The sequence below is a fragment of the Streptomyces sp. NPDC057136 genome (assembly GCF_042670885.1).
Lineage (GTDB): Bacteria > Actinomycetota > Actinomycetes > Streptomycetales > Streptomycetaceae > Streptomyces.
Genome location: NZ_JBHUUV010000005.1, coordinates 308,754 through 322,077, shown reverse-complemented (window position 1 = coordinate 322,077; position 13,324 = coordinate 308,754). Strand labels below are relative to the sequence as shown.

13 protein-coding genes are annotated in these 13,324 nt (G+C 70.4%); 7 read left to right on the top strand and 6 right to left on the bottom strand.

All coding sequences use genetic code 11. The features are described from left to right. Positions 1–30 precede the first annotated feature (30 nt). Complete coding sequence (locus ACFT7S_RS09630) at positions 31–813, top strand: hypothetical protein (RefSeq protein WP_382729180.1); 783 nt, start codon at positions 31–33, stop codon at positions 811–813. A 57-nt stretch (positions 814–870) separates the two neighbouring features. Here ACFT7S_RS09630 and ACFT7S_RS09625 read toward each other — a convergent pair whose 3' ends face one another. Then, positions 871–1,482, bottom strand: coding sequence for a hypothetical protein (locus tag ACFT7S_RS09625; RefSeq protein ID WP_382729178.1), 612 nt, complete (start codon positions 1,480–1,482; stop codon positions 871–873). A gap of 271 nt (positions 1,483–1,753) precedes the next feature. Next, positions 1,754–3,019: an exo-beta-N-acetylmuramidase NamZ domain-containing protein gene (locus tag ACFT7S_RS09620; RefSeq protein ID WP_382729176.1), complete on the bottom strand. Its 1,266-nt coding sequence runs from the start codon at positions 3,017–3,019 to the stop codon at positions 1,754–1,756. Positions 3,020–3,193: 174 nt separating this feature from the next. On the opposite strand from ACFT7S_RS09620, the gene ACFT7S_RS09615 reads away from it, so the two are divergent. The 4 genes from ACFT7S_RS09615 to ACFT7S_RS09600 all read left to right on the top strand — a co-directional run bounded on the left by ACFT7S_RS09615 (position 3,194) and on the right by ACFT7S_RS09600 (position 7,806). Beyond that, positions 3,194–3,958: an SDR family oxidoreductase gene (locus ACFT7S_RS09615; RefSeq protein ID WP_382729174.1), complete on the top strand. Its 765-nt coding sequence runs from the start codon at positions 3,194–3,196 to the stop codon at positions 3,956–3,958. Then, positions 3,955–5,622, top strand: a complete 1,668-nt coding sequence (locus ACFT7S_RS09610; protein WP_382729172.1) for an AMP-binding protein — start codon at positions 3,955–3,957, stop codon at positions 5,620–5,622. The genes ACFT7S_RS09615 and ACFT7S_RS09610 overlap by 4 nt, the downstream gene beginning before the upstream one ends. A gap of 37 nt (positions 5,623–5,659) precedes the next feature. Continuing rightward, positions 5,660–6,256: a TetR/AcrR family transcriptional regulator gene (locus ACFT7S_RS09605; protein WP_382729170.1), complete on the top strand. Its 597-nt coding sequence runs from the start codon at positions 5,660–5,662 to the stop codon at positions 6,254–6,256. 215 nt (positions 6,257–6,471) lie between these two features. Beyond that, a complete protein-coding gene (locus ACFT7S_RS09600) occupies positions 6,472–7,806 on the top strand; it encodes a M28 family metallopeptidase (protein WP_382729168.1) in 1,335 nt (444 codons plus the stop codon). A 69-nt stretch (positions 7,807–7,875) separates the two neighbouring features. Here ACFT7S_RS09600 and ACFT7S_RS09595 read toward each other — a convergent pair whose 3' ends face one another. Together ACFT7S_RS09595 and ACFT7S_RS09590 are read right to left on the bottom strand one after the other, a co-directional pair. Beyond that, positions 7,876–9,090, bottom strand: a complete 1,215-nt coding sequence (locus tag ACFT7S_RS09595) for an acyl-CoA dehydrogenase family protein (protein WP_382729167.1) — start codon at positions 9,088–9,090, stop codon at positions 7,876–7,878. Positions 9,091–9,098: 8 nt separating this feature from the next. After that, entirely contained in the window at positions 9,099–10,121 is a 1,023-nt protein-coding gene (locus ACFT7S_RS09590) for a phosphotransferase family protein (protein ID WP_382729165.1), read from the bottom strand. A 152-nt stretch (positions 10,122–10,273) separates the two neighbouring features. Between ACFT7S_RS09590 and ACFT7S_RS09585 the strand changes: the two genes are divergently transcribed. Beyond that, entirely contained in the window at positions 10,274–11,563 is a 1,290-nt protein-coding gene (locus ACFT7S_RS09585) for an enolase C-terminal domain-like protein (RefSeq protein WP_382729163.1), read from the top strand. A 43-nt stretch (positions 11,564–11,606) separates the two neighbouring features. After that, a complete protein-coding gene (locus ACFT7S_RS09580) occupies positions 11,607–12,563 on the top strand; it encodes an NADP-dependent oxidoreductase (protein ID WP_382729161.1) in 957 nt (318 codons plus the stop codon). A 41-nt stretch (positions 12,564–12,604) separates the two neighbouring features. On the opposite strand, the gene ACFT7S_RS09575 is transcribed toward ACFT7S_RS09580, so the two are convergent. Both ACFT7S_RS09575 and ACFT7S_RS09570 read right to left on the bottom strand, forming a co-directional pair. Beyond that, positions 12,605–12,916 carry a DUF202 domain-containing protein gene (locus tag ACFT7S_RS09575; protein WP_382729158.1) on the bottom strand — a complete coding sequence of 104 codons (312 nt, stop codon included), beginning with the start codon at positions 12,914–12,916 and terminating at the stop codon, positions 12,605–12,607. Then, positions 12,916–13,308 carry a YidH family protein gene (locus tag ACFT7S_RS09570; RefSeq protein ID WP_382729157.1) on the bottom strand — a complete coding sequence of 131 codons (393 nt, stop codon included), beginning with the start codon at positions 13,306–13,308 and terminating at the stop codon, positions 12,916–12,918. The genes ACFT7S_RS09575 and ACFT7S_RS09570 overlap by 1 nt, the downstream gene beginning before the upstream one ends. Positions 13,309–13,324 lie beyond the last annotated feature (16 nt).

Below are 13,324 nucleotides of genomic sequence, written 5' to 3'. Positions count from 1 at the left end.
CGTGTCCGGAGTCCCGTCAGGACAACTCCTGTGTCCTCGCACTCCCTTGACCGGGCCATCGCCCGCGTACGCACCGTTTTCGCCGGAATGACGAGCCCGACGGAGACCGGCTGCGGCCGGTGCCACCTGCCGTCGGAGACCGAGCTGCTGCGCACCCCGGACGTGCCGGTGCCGCCCGATGTGCTGGCGATGTTCGGCAGGGAGGTGGCCGATCACTTCGACGACCGGGACGCGTCGATACGCAGACTGCTGCCCGATCTTGTCGTGCTGATCGCGAGCGGGGAGATCGACAGTGACTACGGTGGCCTGAACTCGATGGGCGGTATCCGCTGGAGCGAATGGCCCGTCGAGCAGCGCGAGGCCGTCTTCGGCTTCTTCGAGGCGTGGTTCACGCAAGCGCTGCGTACGCCGCCGGAGGCTTCGGCGGCCGGTGTGTCCGTTGCAGGACCCGCCTTCGACCAGGTGCTCCAGACGTGTGTCTCGGCCCTCAGCACCGCCACCCCATTTCTCGCGCTCTGGGCCGCGGAGCCCCTTGGTTCCGTCGCCGACGCCCACCTGGAGTCATGGGTGGAGCTGAATACCTACGACATCATCAACGACGAGTGGCCGTTCGGCTGGTGGTGCGACTACAGCCGCGACAAGCCGGTCGCCGAGGTGCAGGCATGGCTGCGCGAGCACGCTTCCACTCGGCTGCGTGCCCAGGGCGCGGACCCCGGGCTGCTCTTCCCGATCGACCTGCTGGACCTGCCCTACGACGACCGCCGGCCCGCGTTGGAGGCCCGGGACGAAGCCCTCGCCTCCGAGGCCGGCTGAGCGTCGGACGTGGCGGGCCGGGCTGGTGGCCCCTCCGGTGCGCTGCCGCCCCCCGCGTCAGGCCGCCGAGGCCAGATCGCGCAGCCGTATCCGCCGGGCCTTCGCCAGTGCCCCCGGCGTCAGTACGTGCTGTGGCACCACGATTCCGCAGCCGCTGCACACCGGGCCCGACCACGGTTCCTGCTCCAGCTCCTGCCGCCAGGCGATGCCGTTCTCCGCGCAGACCGGACAGGCGGTCCCCGGCTCCGATCCCAGGGCCGAGATCAGCCGCCCCAGCACCTCGGCGAGCGGTGCGGAGGGGTGTATGCCCGGGTTCTCGCAGCGTGCGATCCCGTTGCCGCCCCAGGTCCGCCGGTGCCAGTCGTCGAAGGATGCGGGGCGGCGTAGCCCGTCGCGCTTCTCGCGTCGCCGCCGCTCGGCGAATCCCGACTCGTACGCGAGCCAGACGGCCCGCGCCTGCTCCAGTTCCTTCAGCGCGCCCACCAGGCGCGCCGGGTCGGGTGCCCTGTCCTCGGGCTCGATCCCGTGCCGGGCGCACAGATGGTCCCAGGTCGCCCGGTGCCCGTAAGGGGCGAATCGTTCGAGGCACTTGCGGAGCGAATACCTCCGCAATGCCAGATCGCCCCGCGGATCGCGGACCTGTCTCGCAAGACTCCGGAAACCGGCCATGTCACTGCCACCTCCGTCGCTCGTACTTCGGCGTCACGTAATGGGACGTACGGCTGCCCGATTCGGCTCCATTCAAAAGTGACGCGTCCAGAGCCTGAGACGGCCCAGGTGAAGCGGTACGTGTCAGGAAGGCAGCGATGGTCGCGGGGGGCCCGGGGGGGGGGCCCCCCCCCCCGGTGGGGGCAGCGCGGAAGGGGGTTGAGGGTACGGAGAGCCCCGCACCTAGCCACCGGCGCGGGCCCGGGAGGCGGGCCCGCGCGACGGGTTCGGCTCAGCGGTACTGGAGGTACTGCTTCCGGATCGCCCGGAACTTCGCCAGGTCCGCTTCCCAGGCTCCGACGACCTCATCCGTACCGGCGCCCGCGTCGATCATCGTGCGGACCCGGGTGTTGCCGGTCAGCTTGTCGATCCAGTTGTCCGCGCGCCACGCGAAGCCGCTCCAGGACTGCTTCGCCGTCACGAGCAGCGCGATGCCGGTACGGACCGGGTCGAAGACCGCCCGGTCCTGGACGTGCACCTGTACGCCGCCGACCGTCTTCCCCTGGAACTTGGAGAACGTCGGCGCGAAGTACGCCTCGCGGAACGCCACCCCGGGCAGATCCATCGCGTTGGCGGCGGCCGCCCAGCGGCGGTCGATGCCCTCGGCGCCGAGCAGTTCGAACGGACGGGTCGTGCCCCGCCCCTCCGAGAGGTTCGTGCCCTCGAAGAGGCATGTCCCCGAGTAGACGAGCGCCGTCTCCGGCGTCGGCATATTGGGGCTCGGCGGCACCCACGGCAGCCCGGTCTCGTCGAAGAAGTCCGAGCGCCGCCACCCCGACATCGTGACGATGTCCAGCTCCACCGGCCGTTCGGCCAGGAACTCCGCGTTGAACAGCAGGGCCAGCTCGGTCACCGTCATGCCGTGCGCCTGGGCGATCTCCCGGCGGCCCACGAACGTCGCGAACGCCGGTTCCAGGACAGGCCCGAGCGCGGCCCGGCCGGTCACCGGATTCGGCCGGTCGAGCACGACGAACCGCTTGCCCGCGAGCGCCGCCGCCTGCATGCAGTCGTACAGCGTCCAGATGTACGTGTAGAAGCGGGCGCCCGCGTCCTGGATGTCGAAGACGACCGTGTCCACGCCCGAGGCGGTGAAGATGTCGGCGAGTGCCTGACCGCTCTTCAGATACGTGTCGTAGACCGGCAGTCCGGTCGCAGGATCGTCGTAGCGGCCCTCGGAGCCGCCCGCCTGCGCGGTGCCGCGGAAACCGTGCTCGGGGCCGAAGACCGCCGTCAGGTTCACCCGGTCGTCGGGGTGCATCACATCGACGACATGGCGCACATCGGAGGTGATCCCGGTCGGGTTGGTGACGAGGCCGGCCTTCTGCCCCTTCAGTAGTCGGTAGCCGTCGGCGGCCAGCCGGTCGAAACCGGTACGGACACCGCCGCGCCCGGAACCCTGTCCCGTGAGGGCGGCCGCGTTCCCGGTTCCGGCCGCTGTGACCGCGAGGGCTCCCACGGCACCGCCGGCCGCCAGCAAACCACGTCTGGACAGGTTCATTCGTCAACCTCCATGATCGCGCCGACTGTCATGGTCACGCACGCTAGCGCGGGCGCGGGCCGCACGGAACGACCCGGACCCGCGTAGATTCCCCGCCGTTGTGCGTACCCCTTCCCGGATCACATACCGACTGGTTAGTCTGCCGGTGCAGTCGGCTGAGAGAGGCGGGATCCGATGAGTACGGTGCAGGGCGCTGGCGTAGTGGTCACAGGAGCCGGAGGCGGCATCGGGGCCGCCCTGGCCCGCAGATTCGCCGCGGAGGGTGCGCGGGTCGTCGTCAACGACCTCGACATCGCCCGGATCAAGGCGCTCGCCGAGGAGATCGGGGGCACCGCGGTCGCGGGCGACGCCTCGCAGATCGTGGACGCCGCCCGCGACGCGCTCGACGGCACCGTGGACGTCTACTGCGCCAACGCGGGCCTGGCCTCGCCCGGCGACGTCTTCGCGGACGAGAAGGTCTGGGCCGCGGCCTGGGACGTCAACGTCATGGCCCACGTACGCGCGGCGAAGGCGCTGCTCCCGGACTGGCTGGAGCGCGGCAGCGGCCGTTTCGTGTCCACCGCTTCCGCCGCGGGACTGCTCACGATGATCGGCGCGGCGCCGTACAGCGTCACCAAGCACGGCGCGGTCGCCTTTGCCGAGTGGCTCTCGCTGACCTACCGGCACCGCGGTGTCAAGGTCCACGCGATCTGCCCCCAGGGCGTCCGTACGGACATGCTGACCGCCGCTGGCTCGGCCGGCGAGCTCGTGCTCGCGCCCAGTGCGATCGAGCCGGAGGCCGTCGCCGACGCGCTCTTCGACGCCATCGAGCAGGACCGCTTCCTCGTCCTGCCGCACCCCGAGGTCGCCGGGTACTACCGGGCCCGCGCCAAGGACCCCGACCACTGGCTCGGCAATATGAACCACCTCCAGCAGAAGTGGGAGGAGACCGGCGCATGACCGAGTCGATCTACGCGGCCAAGCCGTGGCTGGCCCTGCTCAGCGAGGCCCAGCGCGCCCCCGTGACCCCGGCCGAGACGCTGGTGCACGCGTTCCGCGCGGCCGTCTCCCGCGCGCCCGGGCACCCGGCCCTCGCCTACTTCGACGGGCGCCTCGACTACCGCGAGACGGACGCGCTCTCGGACTCCGTGGCCGGGCACCTCGCGGCCCGGGGGCTGGTACGCGGCGACCGCGTCGCGATCATGCTCCAGAACACACCGCAGTTCGTCATCGCGCTGCTCGGCGCGTGGAAGGCCGGCGCCACCGTCGTCCCCCTCAACCCGATGTACAAGTCCGGCGAGGTCGGCCACGTACTGAAGGACGCGGAGGTGACCGCGCTGGTCTGCTCGGACCGCGCCTGGGACTCCTATCTGCGGGCCACCGCGGAGGCGGCCCCGAGCGTACGGATCGCCGTCACCGCCTGCGAGCTGGACCTCCAGACGAAGAACGACCCCCGCGTCCTGGGCTTCGAGCGCCTTCCCGCACCGGGCGCCGACGACTGGGCCGACGACCTGGTGACCGTCGCCCGCCAGGGGCTCGCCGCCCCCGCGGACCGGGAGCTCGGTGCCGCCGACGTGGCGCTGATCAGCTACACCTCGGGGACCAGTGGCACTCCCAAGGGGGCCATGAACTCCCACGGCAACATCATGGTCAACGCCGAGCGGCAGCGCACCGGCCACCCCGTCGCCGAGGGCTCCGCATACTTCGCGCTCGCCCCGCTCTTCCACATCACGGGCATGGTGTGCCAGCTCGCCGCCTGCATCGCCAACGCGGGCACCCTGATCCTCGCCTACCGCTTCGAGACGAGCGTCGTGCTGGAAGCGTTCGCCGAGCACCGCCCCGCCTACACCGTCGGCCCGTCGACCGCCTTCATGGCGCTCGCCGCCCACCCCGACGTCACACCCGATCACTTCGCGTCGTTCCAGGTGATCTCCTCGGGCGGTGCGCCTCTGCCGCCCGCCCTCGTCGAGAAATTCCGGGCGGGTTTCGGCCCGTACATCCGCAACGGCTACGGACTCACCGAGTGCACGGCCCCCTGCGCCTCCGTACCGCCGGAGCGGGAAGCCCCCGTCGACCCGGTGTCCGGCACGCTCTCGGTCGGCGTCCCGGGACCGGACACGGCCGTCCGGATCATCGACGAGATCGGCCAGGAGGTGCCCTTCGGGGAGCAGGGCGAGATCGCCGTGCGCGGGCCCCAGGTCGTCCGGGGTTACTGGAACCTGCCCGAGGCCACGGCCGCGGCCTTCCCGGACGGCGAGCTGCGCACCGGCGACATCGGCTTCATGGACGCGTCGGGCTGGCTCTACGTCGTCGACCGCAAGAAGGACATGATCAACGCCTCGGGCTTCAAGGTGTGGCCGCGCGAGGTCGAGGACGTGCTCTACACCCATCCGGCGGTCCGAGAGGCGGCCGTCGTTGGCGTCCCCGATCCGTACCGCGGTGAGACCGTCCGGGCGTACGTCAGCCTGCGGCCCGGCGCCACGGTCGAGCCCGGCGAACTGGGCGCGTACTGCAAGGAACGGCTCGCCGCGTACAAGTACCCGCGCGAGGTGGAGATCCTGACGGAGCTCCCCAAGACGGCTAGTGGGAAGATCCTCAGGCGGGAACTGCGTTCCCCCCGCTAGAACAGTTCACGCATCGTACGAAAGGCAGGTGGCGGCAATGGCCAAGGCGACGACGGACGGGAACGGCACTCCCGTCCCTCAGAGGCTGCTGGCCGCCGCCACCCGGCTCTTCGCCGAGCGCGGCTACGACCGCACCTCGGTCCAGGAGATCGTCGAGGCGGCGGGAGTCACCAAGGGCGCGCTCTACCACTACTTCGGCTCCAAGGAAGACCTCCTCCACGAGGTGTACGCCCGGGTGCTGCGGCTCCAGCAGGAGCGGCTCGACGCCTACGCGAACGCCGACGCGCCGATCGAGCGGCGGCTGCGGGACGCGGCGGCGGACGTGGTCGTGACAACCATCGAGAATCTCGACGACGCCTCGATCTTCTTCCGCTCTATGCACCATCTGAGCCCCGAGAAGAACAAGCAGGTACGCGTGGAGCGGCGCCGCTACCACGAGCGTTTCCGGGCCCTGATCGAGGAGGGGCAGAAGACCGGGGTGTTCTCCACGGCGACTCCCGCGGACCTCGTGGTCGACTACCACTTCGGCTCCGTCCACCATCTGTCCACCTGGTACCGCCCCGACGGCCCGCTCAGCCAGCAGGAGGTCGCCGACCATCTGGCGGACCTGCTGCTGCGCGCCCTGCGCCCGTAGCACCTCTCGTACGCGTCCCCCGGGTACCGCCCGGGGGACGCTGTCCGTTTATAGAACGGCCATGTCCGGTTCCCGCTCTTGACGGTGCACGGTCATCCAGTTGACCATCGGTCACGCACATCGCACCAGTAGCTCCAGGACCCGGTCGGGCACGGCGCGGCCGGGTCGCCCCCCGCACGTTCCGTCAGTCCCCGAACGGAATCCGGAGCCCCGACATGATCCCCAACCGCTTTGCGCTGCGCAGATCCCAGGCAGCGGCCGCACTCGCCTTCGTCGCCCTGCTCGCCACCGCCGCCCCGGCGGCGCAGGCGGCGGACCCGAGCGGGGCCGCGGCCCCGCAGGTCGCTGCCGCCCCCGACATCCCGCTCGCCAACGTCAAGGCCCACCTCACCCAGTTGCAGTCGATAGCCACCGCCAACGGCGGCAACAGGGCGCACGGCAGGGCGGGTTACAAGGCGTCCATCGACTATGTGAAGGCCAAGCTCGACGCGGCCGGATACACCACGGCCCTCCAGCAGTTCACCTCAGGCGGTGCCATCGGCTACAACCTGATCGCCGACTGGCCCGGCGGAGACCCCAACCAGGTCCTGATGGCCGGCTCGCACCTCGATTCCGTGTCCTCGGGCGCAGGGATCAACGACAACGGCTCGGGCTCCGCCGCCGTGCTCGAAACCGCGCTCGCCGTCTCCCGCGCCCAGCTCGCACCGGACAAGCACCTCCGGTTCGCCTGGTGGGGCGCCGAGGAGCTGGGGCTCATCGGGTCCAAGTACTACGTCAACAACCTGCCGACGACGGAGCGTTCCAAGCTCAGCGGCTATCTCAACTTCGACATGATCGGCTCGCCGAACCCCGGCTACTTCGTCTACGACGACGACCCGGTCATCGAGCAGACGTTCAAGGACTACTACGCGGCCCTGTCCGTACCCACCGAGATCGAGACGGAGGGCGACGGGCGCTCCGACCACGCCCCGTTCAAGAACGTGGGCGTGCCGGTCGGAGGTCTGTTCTCCGGGGCGGACTACACCAAGACGTCCGCGCAGGCCCAGAAGTGGGGCGGCACGGCGGGGCAGGCGTTCGACCGCTGCTACCACTCCTCGTGCGACACCACGGCCAACATCAACGACACCGCCCTGGACCGCAACAGCGACGCCGTCGCCCACGCGATCTGGACCCTCTCCGCCGGTACGGTCACCCCGCCTGCCGGTGACGTCTACTCGACGACCACCGATGTGAGCGTGCCCGACAACGGGGCAGCGGTGACCTCGTCGCTCGCGGTGTCCGGCCGCACAGGCAACGCCCCCACCGCCCTTCAGGTCGGCGTGGACATCAAGCACACCTACCGGGGTGACCTGGTCATCGACCTGCTCGCCCCCGACGGCACCGCCTACCGGCTGAAGAATTCGAGCAGCAGCGACTCGGCCGACAACGTGATCACGACCTACACGGTCAACGCCTCGGCCGAGGTGGCGAACGGCACCTGGAAGCTCCGGGTGCAGGACGTGGCCGCGCAGGACACCGGCTACGTCGACAGCTGGAAGCTCACCTTCTGAGCTGTCCGGGGAGGCGCGCACCACGCGCCTCCCCGAACAGGCCTGCCGCCCCCCATTTGCCGGTCGGTCTTACATGTACTTCTTGATCTCGCGGTGCGCCAGCGACCGCTGGTGCACCTCGTCCGGGCCGTCCGCCAGGCGCAACGTCCGTGCCGCCGCCCAAAGTTCGGCGATCGGGTAGTCCTGGCTGACCCCGCCCGCGCCGTGCAGCTGCACCGCCTGGTCGAGGATGCCGACCACTGCGCGCGGGGTGGCGATCTTGATGGACTGGATCTCGGTGTGCGCCCCGCGGTTGCCCACGGTGTCCATCAGCCAGGCCGTCTTCAGGACGAGCAGCCGCAGCTGTTCCACCGTGACCCGGGCGTCCGCGATCCAGTTCTGGACGACGCCCTGCTGGGCGAGCGGCTTGCCGAAGGCCGTACGGGACACGGCCCGCCGGCACATCAGCTCGATGGCCCGCTCGGCCATCCCGATGAGCCGCATGCAGTGGTGGATGCGGCCCGGGCCCAGCCGTGCCTGGGCGATGGCGAAGCCGCCGCCCTCCTCGCCGATCAGATTCGTCACGGGCACCCGCACATCGCTGAACACGACCTCGGCGTGACCGCCGTGGGAGTGGTCCTCGTAGCCGTACACCTGCATGGCGCGCCGCACTTCGAGCCCCGGGGTGTCGCGCGGGACGAGGATCTGCGACTGCTGGCGCCGGATGTCCGCGCCGTCGGGGTCCGTCTTGCCCATCACGATGAAGATCTTGCAGTCGGGGTTCATCGCCCCCGAGATGTACCACTTGCGGCCGTTGATGACGTAGTTGTCACCGTCCCGCGTGATCCGGGTCTCGATGTTCGTCGCGTCCGACGAGGCCACCTCCGGCTCGGTCATAGCGAACGCGGACCGGATCTCCCCGGCGAGCAGCGGCTCGAGCCACTGCTTCTTCTGCTCGTCCGTGCCGAACTGGAAGAGCACCTCCATGTTCCCGGTGTCCGGCGCCGCGCAGTTCAGCGCGGTCGGCGCCAACTGCGGGCTGCGGCCCAGGATTTCGGCGAGCGGGGCGTACTGGAGATTCGTCAGCCCGGCACCGTACCCGGCATCGGGAAGGAAGAGGTTCCACAGGCCCTGCCTGCGTGCCTCGGCCTTCAGATCCTCGACGATCTGCGGGGTGTCCCACGGCGACGCGAGGTCCTTGCGCTGCTCCTCGGCGGTCTCCTCGGCCGGGTACACATGCTCGTCCATGAAGGTGAGCAGCTTGGTGCGCAGCTCTTCGGTACGGGCGTCGAATGCGAAGTCCATGGGGTAACTCAGCCTTCCTGGAGGGTGGTGAGGCCGTGCTCGATGAAGACGGGGACGAGATCGCCGATGTGGTCGAAACCGGCGCCGACGGTCTGGCCCAGGGTGTAGCGGTAGTGGATGCCCTCCAGGATCACGGCGAGCTTGAACCAGGCGAACGCCGTGTACCAGGAGATGGCGGAGGTGTCGCGGCCGGAGCGGGCGGCGTAGCGCTCGATCAGCTCCGCGGGGGTGGGATGACCGGCCGCACCGCTCGTGGTGGACACGGGGGACTTGGGCAGACCGAGGTCGGAGCTGTACATCACCAGCAGGCCGAGGTCGGTCAGCGGGTCGCCGAGGGTCGACATCTCCCAGTCCAGGACGGCCTTGATCTCGTCGTCCGGGCCGATCAGGACGTTGTCCAGGCGATAGTCGCCGTGGACGACGGTCGGCGCGGGGGAGTCGGGCAGTGCGCGGCCGAGCGCCGCGTGCAGCTCGCCGATCCCGGCGAGTTCGCGGTTGCGGGAGGCATCCAGCTGCTTGCCCCAGCGGCGCAACTGCCGGTCGAGGAAGCCCTCCGGGCGGCCGAAGTCGCCGAGCCCGACGGACCCGGGGTCCACGGCGTGGAGGTCCACCAGGGTGTCGACGAGGCCGAGGACCGCGGCCCGGGTACGGGCGGCGCCGAGCGGAGCGAGCTGCTCGGCCGTACGGAACGGGGTCCCCTCGACGTACTCCATGACGTAGAAGGGTGACCCGATGACCGAGTCGTCCTCGCAGAGCAGCACCGGCTCCGGCACCGGCACGGCGGTCGGATGCAGGGCGCTGATCACCCGGTGCTCACGCTTCATGTCGTGCGCGGTGGCCAGGACATGGCCGAGCGGAGGTCGGCGGACGACCCACCGGCGGGTGCCGTCGCTGACGATGTACGTGAGGTTCGAGCGCCCGCCCTCGATCAGCTGGGCGTCGAGCGGTCCGCTCACCAGCCCCGGCCGCTCGCGGTCGAGGTAGCCGCGCAGCAGGTCGGGGTCGAGACCTGGCGGGTGGACTGAGCTCATGGTGGGCACCTCCGGGGTGGTAGGACGGTCGGTGCCCATGATGCCGACCAGTCGGTATGTCGTCCAGTGAACTCCCGGAATCGGTGAGCCCGAACTGGCCCGGAATCTGACGGACTCTGGTGCGCAGCCGTATGCATGAATAGAGTTCACGTATGGATACAGCCCTGCTGATCGACGAAGTCCGTCTCACTCCGATCCTCATAGCCGATCCGCCGCTCCTCAACACTCAGGGCGTCCACCAGCCGTACACCCCGCGTCTCATCGTGGAAGTCGTCACCCGCGGCGGTGTGACCGGCATCGGGGAGACCTACGGCGACGGCAAGTACCTCGAACTCGCCCGGCCGCTCGCCGAGGCCCTGCCCGGCCGCCCGGTCAGCGATGTGAACGGTCTGTTCGCCCTCGCCGACGAGGTGTGCGGAGATTCACGGGCCGCCGACGAGCGGGTGGACGCGGGCGGCCTGCGCGGCGTCCAGACCGTGGACAAGCTGCGGCTCTCCGTCGTCTCCGGCTTCGAGGTCGCCTGCCTGGACGCGCTCGGCAAGACCCTCTGCCTGCCCGTGCACGCCCTGCTCGGCGGCAAGGTCCGTGACACCGTCGAGTACAGCGCCTATCTCTTCTACCGCTGGGCCGCCCGCCCCGGGGCCGGTGAGCGGGACGACTGGGACGCGGCACTCGACCCGGCGGGAGTCGTCGGCCAGGCACGGCGCTTCGCCCGCGAGCACGGTTTCTCCTCCTTCAAGCTCAAGGGCGGCGTCTTCGAGCCGGACCAGGAGATCGCCGCGATCCAGGCGCTCGCCGAGGCGTTCCCCGGGCAGCCGCTGCGCCTGGACCCCAACGGGGCGTGGTCCGTCGAGACCTCGCTGTACGTCGCGGACCGGCTCAAGGGCGTACTCGAATATCTGGAGGACCCGGCGAGCGGTACGGATGCCATGGCCGCCGTCTCCGCGGGCACGGATGTCCCACTGGCCACGAACATGTGCGTCACGACGCTCGCGGAACTCCCCGATGCCTTCGCCCGCGACGCGGTGCAGGTCGTCCTCTCCGACCACCACTACTGGGGCGGACTGCACCGCACCCGGGAGCTCGCCGCGATCTGCCGCACGTTCGGCGTCGGCCTGTCCATGCACTCCAACACCCACCTGGGCATCAGCCTCGCCGCGATGACCCAGGTCGCGGCCACCGTGCCCAACCTCGACTACGCCTGCGACAGCCACTACCCGTGGCAGACCGAGGACGTCATCACCACCCGCCATGTCTTCGAGGGCGGCCGGCTGACGGTCTCCGACGCCCCGGGCCTCGGCGTCGAACTGGACCGCGAGCGCCTTGCCGTCCTGCACAGGCGCTGGCTCGACGACGACGGCAGGATGCGTGAGCGCGACGACGCCGCGGCGATGCGCGAGGCCGAACCGGAGTGGAGGGCGCCGGTGGTCCCACGCTGGTGAGGTCCGAGTTGCGGCAACCCTGACCTGCGCTGATGGTCATTAGATGAAGGCGATCAGCTACAGCAGGTACGGCTCGGCCGACGTCATGGAGTACGGCGAGCGGCCCGACCCGAAGGTCGGCCCCGACACGGTGCTGGTGAAGGTGCGGGCCGCGTCCGTCAACCCGGTCGACTGGAAGGCCCGCGAAGGCTATCTCCAGTCCGGCCTCGAAGCCGTCTTCCCGGTGATCCCCGGCTGGGACGTCTCCGGAGTGGTCGTCCAGCCCGGCGTCGCCGTCGACGAGTTCGCGGTGGGCGACGAGGTCATCGGGTACGTACGGGAGGACTTCCTCTCCCGCGGTACGTTCGCCGAGTACGTCGCCGCCCCCGTGCGCACCCTGGCCCGCAAGCCGCTGAGCCTGAGCTTCGAGGAGGCCGCGGGCCTGCCGCTGACCGGCCTCACCGCGTACCAGGTCCTGCACCGCACGCTGAAGATCCGCAGTGGGGAGACGGTGCTCGTCCACGCGGCGGCCGGCGGCGTCGGCTCGATGGCCGTGCAGCTCGCCCGGCACGCGGGCTGCCGGGTCATCGGTACGGCCGGTCCGCACAACCACGACCATGTGCGGCAGCTGGGTGCGGAACCCGTCGAGTACGGCGAAGGGCTCACCGACCGGCTGCGGGCCCTGGCCCCCGAGGGCATCGACGCGGCCTTCGACACCGTCGGCGGCGACGCGCTGCGGGCCTCCGCCGACACGCTCGGGCCCGACGGCCGCCTCGTCTCCATCGCGGACGCCGAGGTCTTCTCCTACGGAGGCAAGTACGCCTTCGTACGGCCCGACGCCACGGACCTGGCCCACCTGGCGGAGCTGGCCGAACAGGGCATCGTCCGGGTCCATGTGGACCGGGTCTTCCCGCTCGAACTGGCCGCGGACGCCTACCGGCTCAACGAGGAGGGCCGCACCCGCGGAAAGATCATCGTCGCCGTGGAATGGGGCACCGAATCAAGCCTGTCCGGCGATTGAGGACAAAACGGCAACCCGGCGCACCCGGTGAACACATGCGTTCAGAACAGCATCGCCGCGGCGAACACCGCCAGCGCGACCGTGCACGCGGCCGACGTCAGTGCGCTGCGCGGCGACATCGGCCGCGGCCTGGCCGTCACCATGGCCGTCACCCGCAGATGCGCCACCCGCAGAAACCCCAGCCAGGCCAGCACGCTCAGAGCCACCGCGATCAGCGCCGCCGGACCCGTCCCGCCGTGCAGCGCCTGCCGGCCCGCCAGGATGGCGACCACCGTGCAGGACAGGGTGGTGCGGCGCCAGGCCAGCCTGGTCCGCTCCGGCTGGAGGCCGGGGTCGCGCGCGGCGTCCGGCATCAGGACTCCCAGCCGAAGACGACCACCACCACCATCGCCAGGGCGACGGCGGCGATCGCGAGACTCAGCAGGGTCGGAAAGCGGGAGACCGGTAGATCCTCGCCCCGGCGCATGGCCCGCTCGCACCGGACCCAGTGGTTGACCGCGCGCAGCGCACAGAGCACACCGGAGGCGAGCAGCGCGAGCGCCAGACACGTCCGTACGCCCCAGGTCAGATCCGGAAGGAACTGGTCGACGGCGAAACCTCCGCCGATCAGCGCGAGGGCCGTACGAAGCCAGGCGAGGAAGGTGCGCTCGTTGGCGAGGGAGAAGCGGTAGTCGGGGGTGGCACCCTCTTCGCGGAGCCGCTGCGGCGCGAACCACAGCCGCAGACCCCGCACGAATTCGTTCACGCCGGGAACCCTATCT

Bases quoted from the DNA above. Each gene is read 5' to 3' on its own strand.
- ACFT7S_RS09620 (WP_382729176.1), bottom strand. From the start codon at position 3,019: ATGAACCTGTCCAGACGTGGTTTGCTGGCGGCCGGCGGTGCCGTGGGA.
- ACFT7S_RS09615 (WP_382729174.1), top strand. From the start codon at position 3,194: ATGAGTACGGTGCAGGGCGCTGGCGTAGTGGTCACAGGAGCCGGAGGC.
- ACFT7S_RS09575 (WP_382729158.1), bottom strand. From the start codon at position 12,916: ATGCCGGACGCCGCGCGCGACCCCGGCCTCCAGCCGGAGCGGACCAGG.
- ACFT7S_RS09595 (WP_382729167.1), bottom strand. From the start codon at position 9,090: ATGGACTTCGCATTCGACGCCCGTACCGAAGAGCTGCGCACCAAGCTG.
- ACFT7S_RS09585 (WP_382729163.1), top strand. From the start codon at position 10,274: ATGGATACAGCCCTGCTGATCGACGAAGTCCGTCTCACTCCGATCCTC.
- ACFT7S_RS09580 (WP_382729161.1), top strand. From the start codon at position 11,607: ATGAAGGCGATCAGCTACAGCAGGTACGGCTCGGCCGACGTCATGGAG.
- ACFT7S_RS09600 (WP_382729168.1), top strand. From the start codon at position 6,472: ATGATCCCCAACCGCTTTGCGCTGCGCAGATCCCAGGCAGCGGCCGCA.
- ACFT7S_RS09590 (WP_382729165.1), bottom strand. From the start codon at position 10,121: ATGAGCTCAGTCCACCCGCCAGGTCTCGACCCCGACCTGCTGCGCGGC.
- ACFT7S_RS09625 (WP_382729178.1), bottom strand. From the start codon at position 1,482: ATGGCCGGTTTCCGGAGTCTTGCGAGACAGGTCCGCGATCCGCGGGGC.
- ACFT7S_RS09605 (WP_382729170.1), top strand. From the start codon at position 5,660: ATGGCCAAGGCGACGACGGACGGGAACGGCACTCCCGTCCCTCAGAGG.
- ACFT7S_RS09610 (WP_382729172.1), top strand. From the start codon at position 3,955: ATGACCGAGTCGATCTACGCGGCCAAGCCGTGGCTGGCCCTGCTCAGC.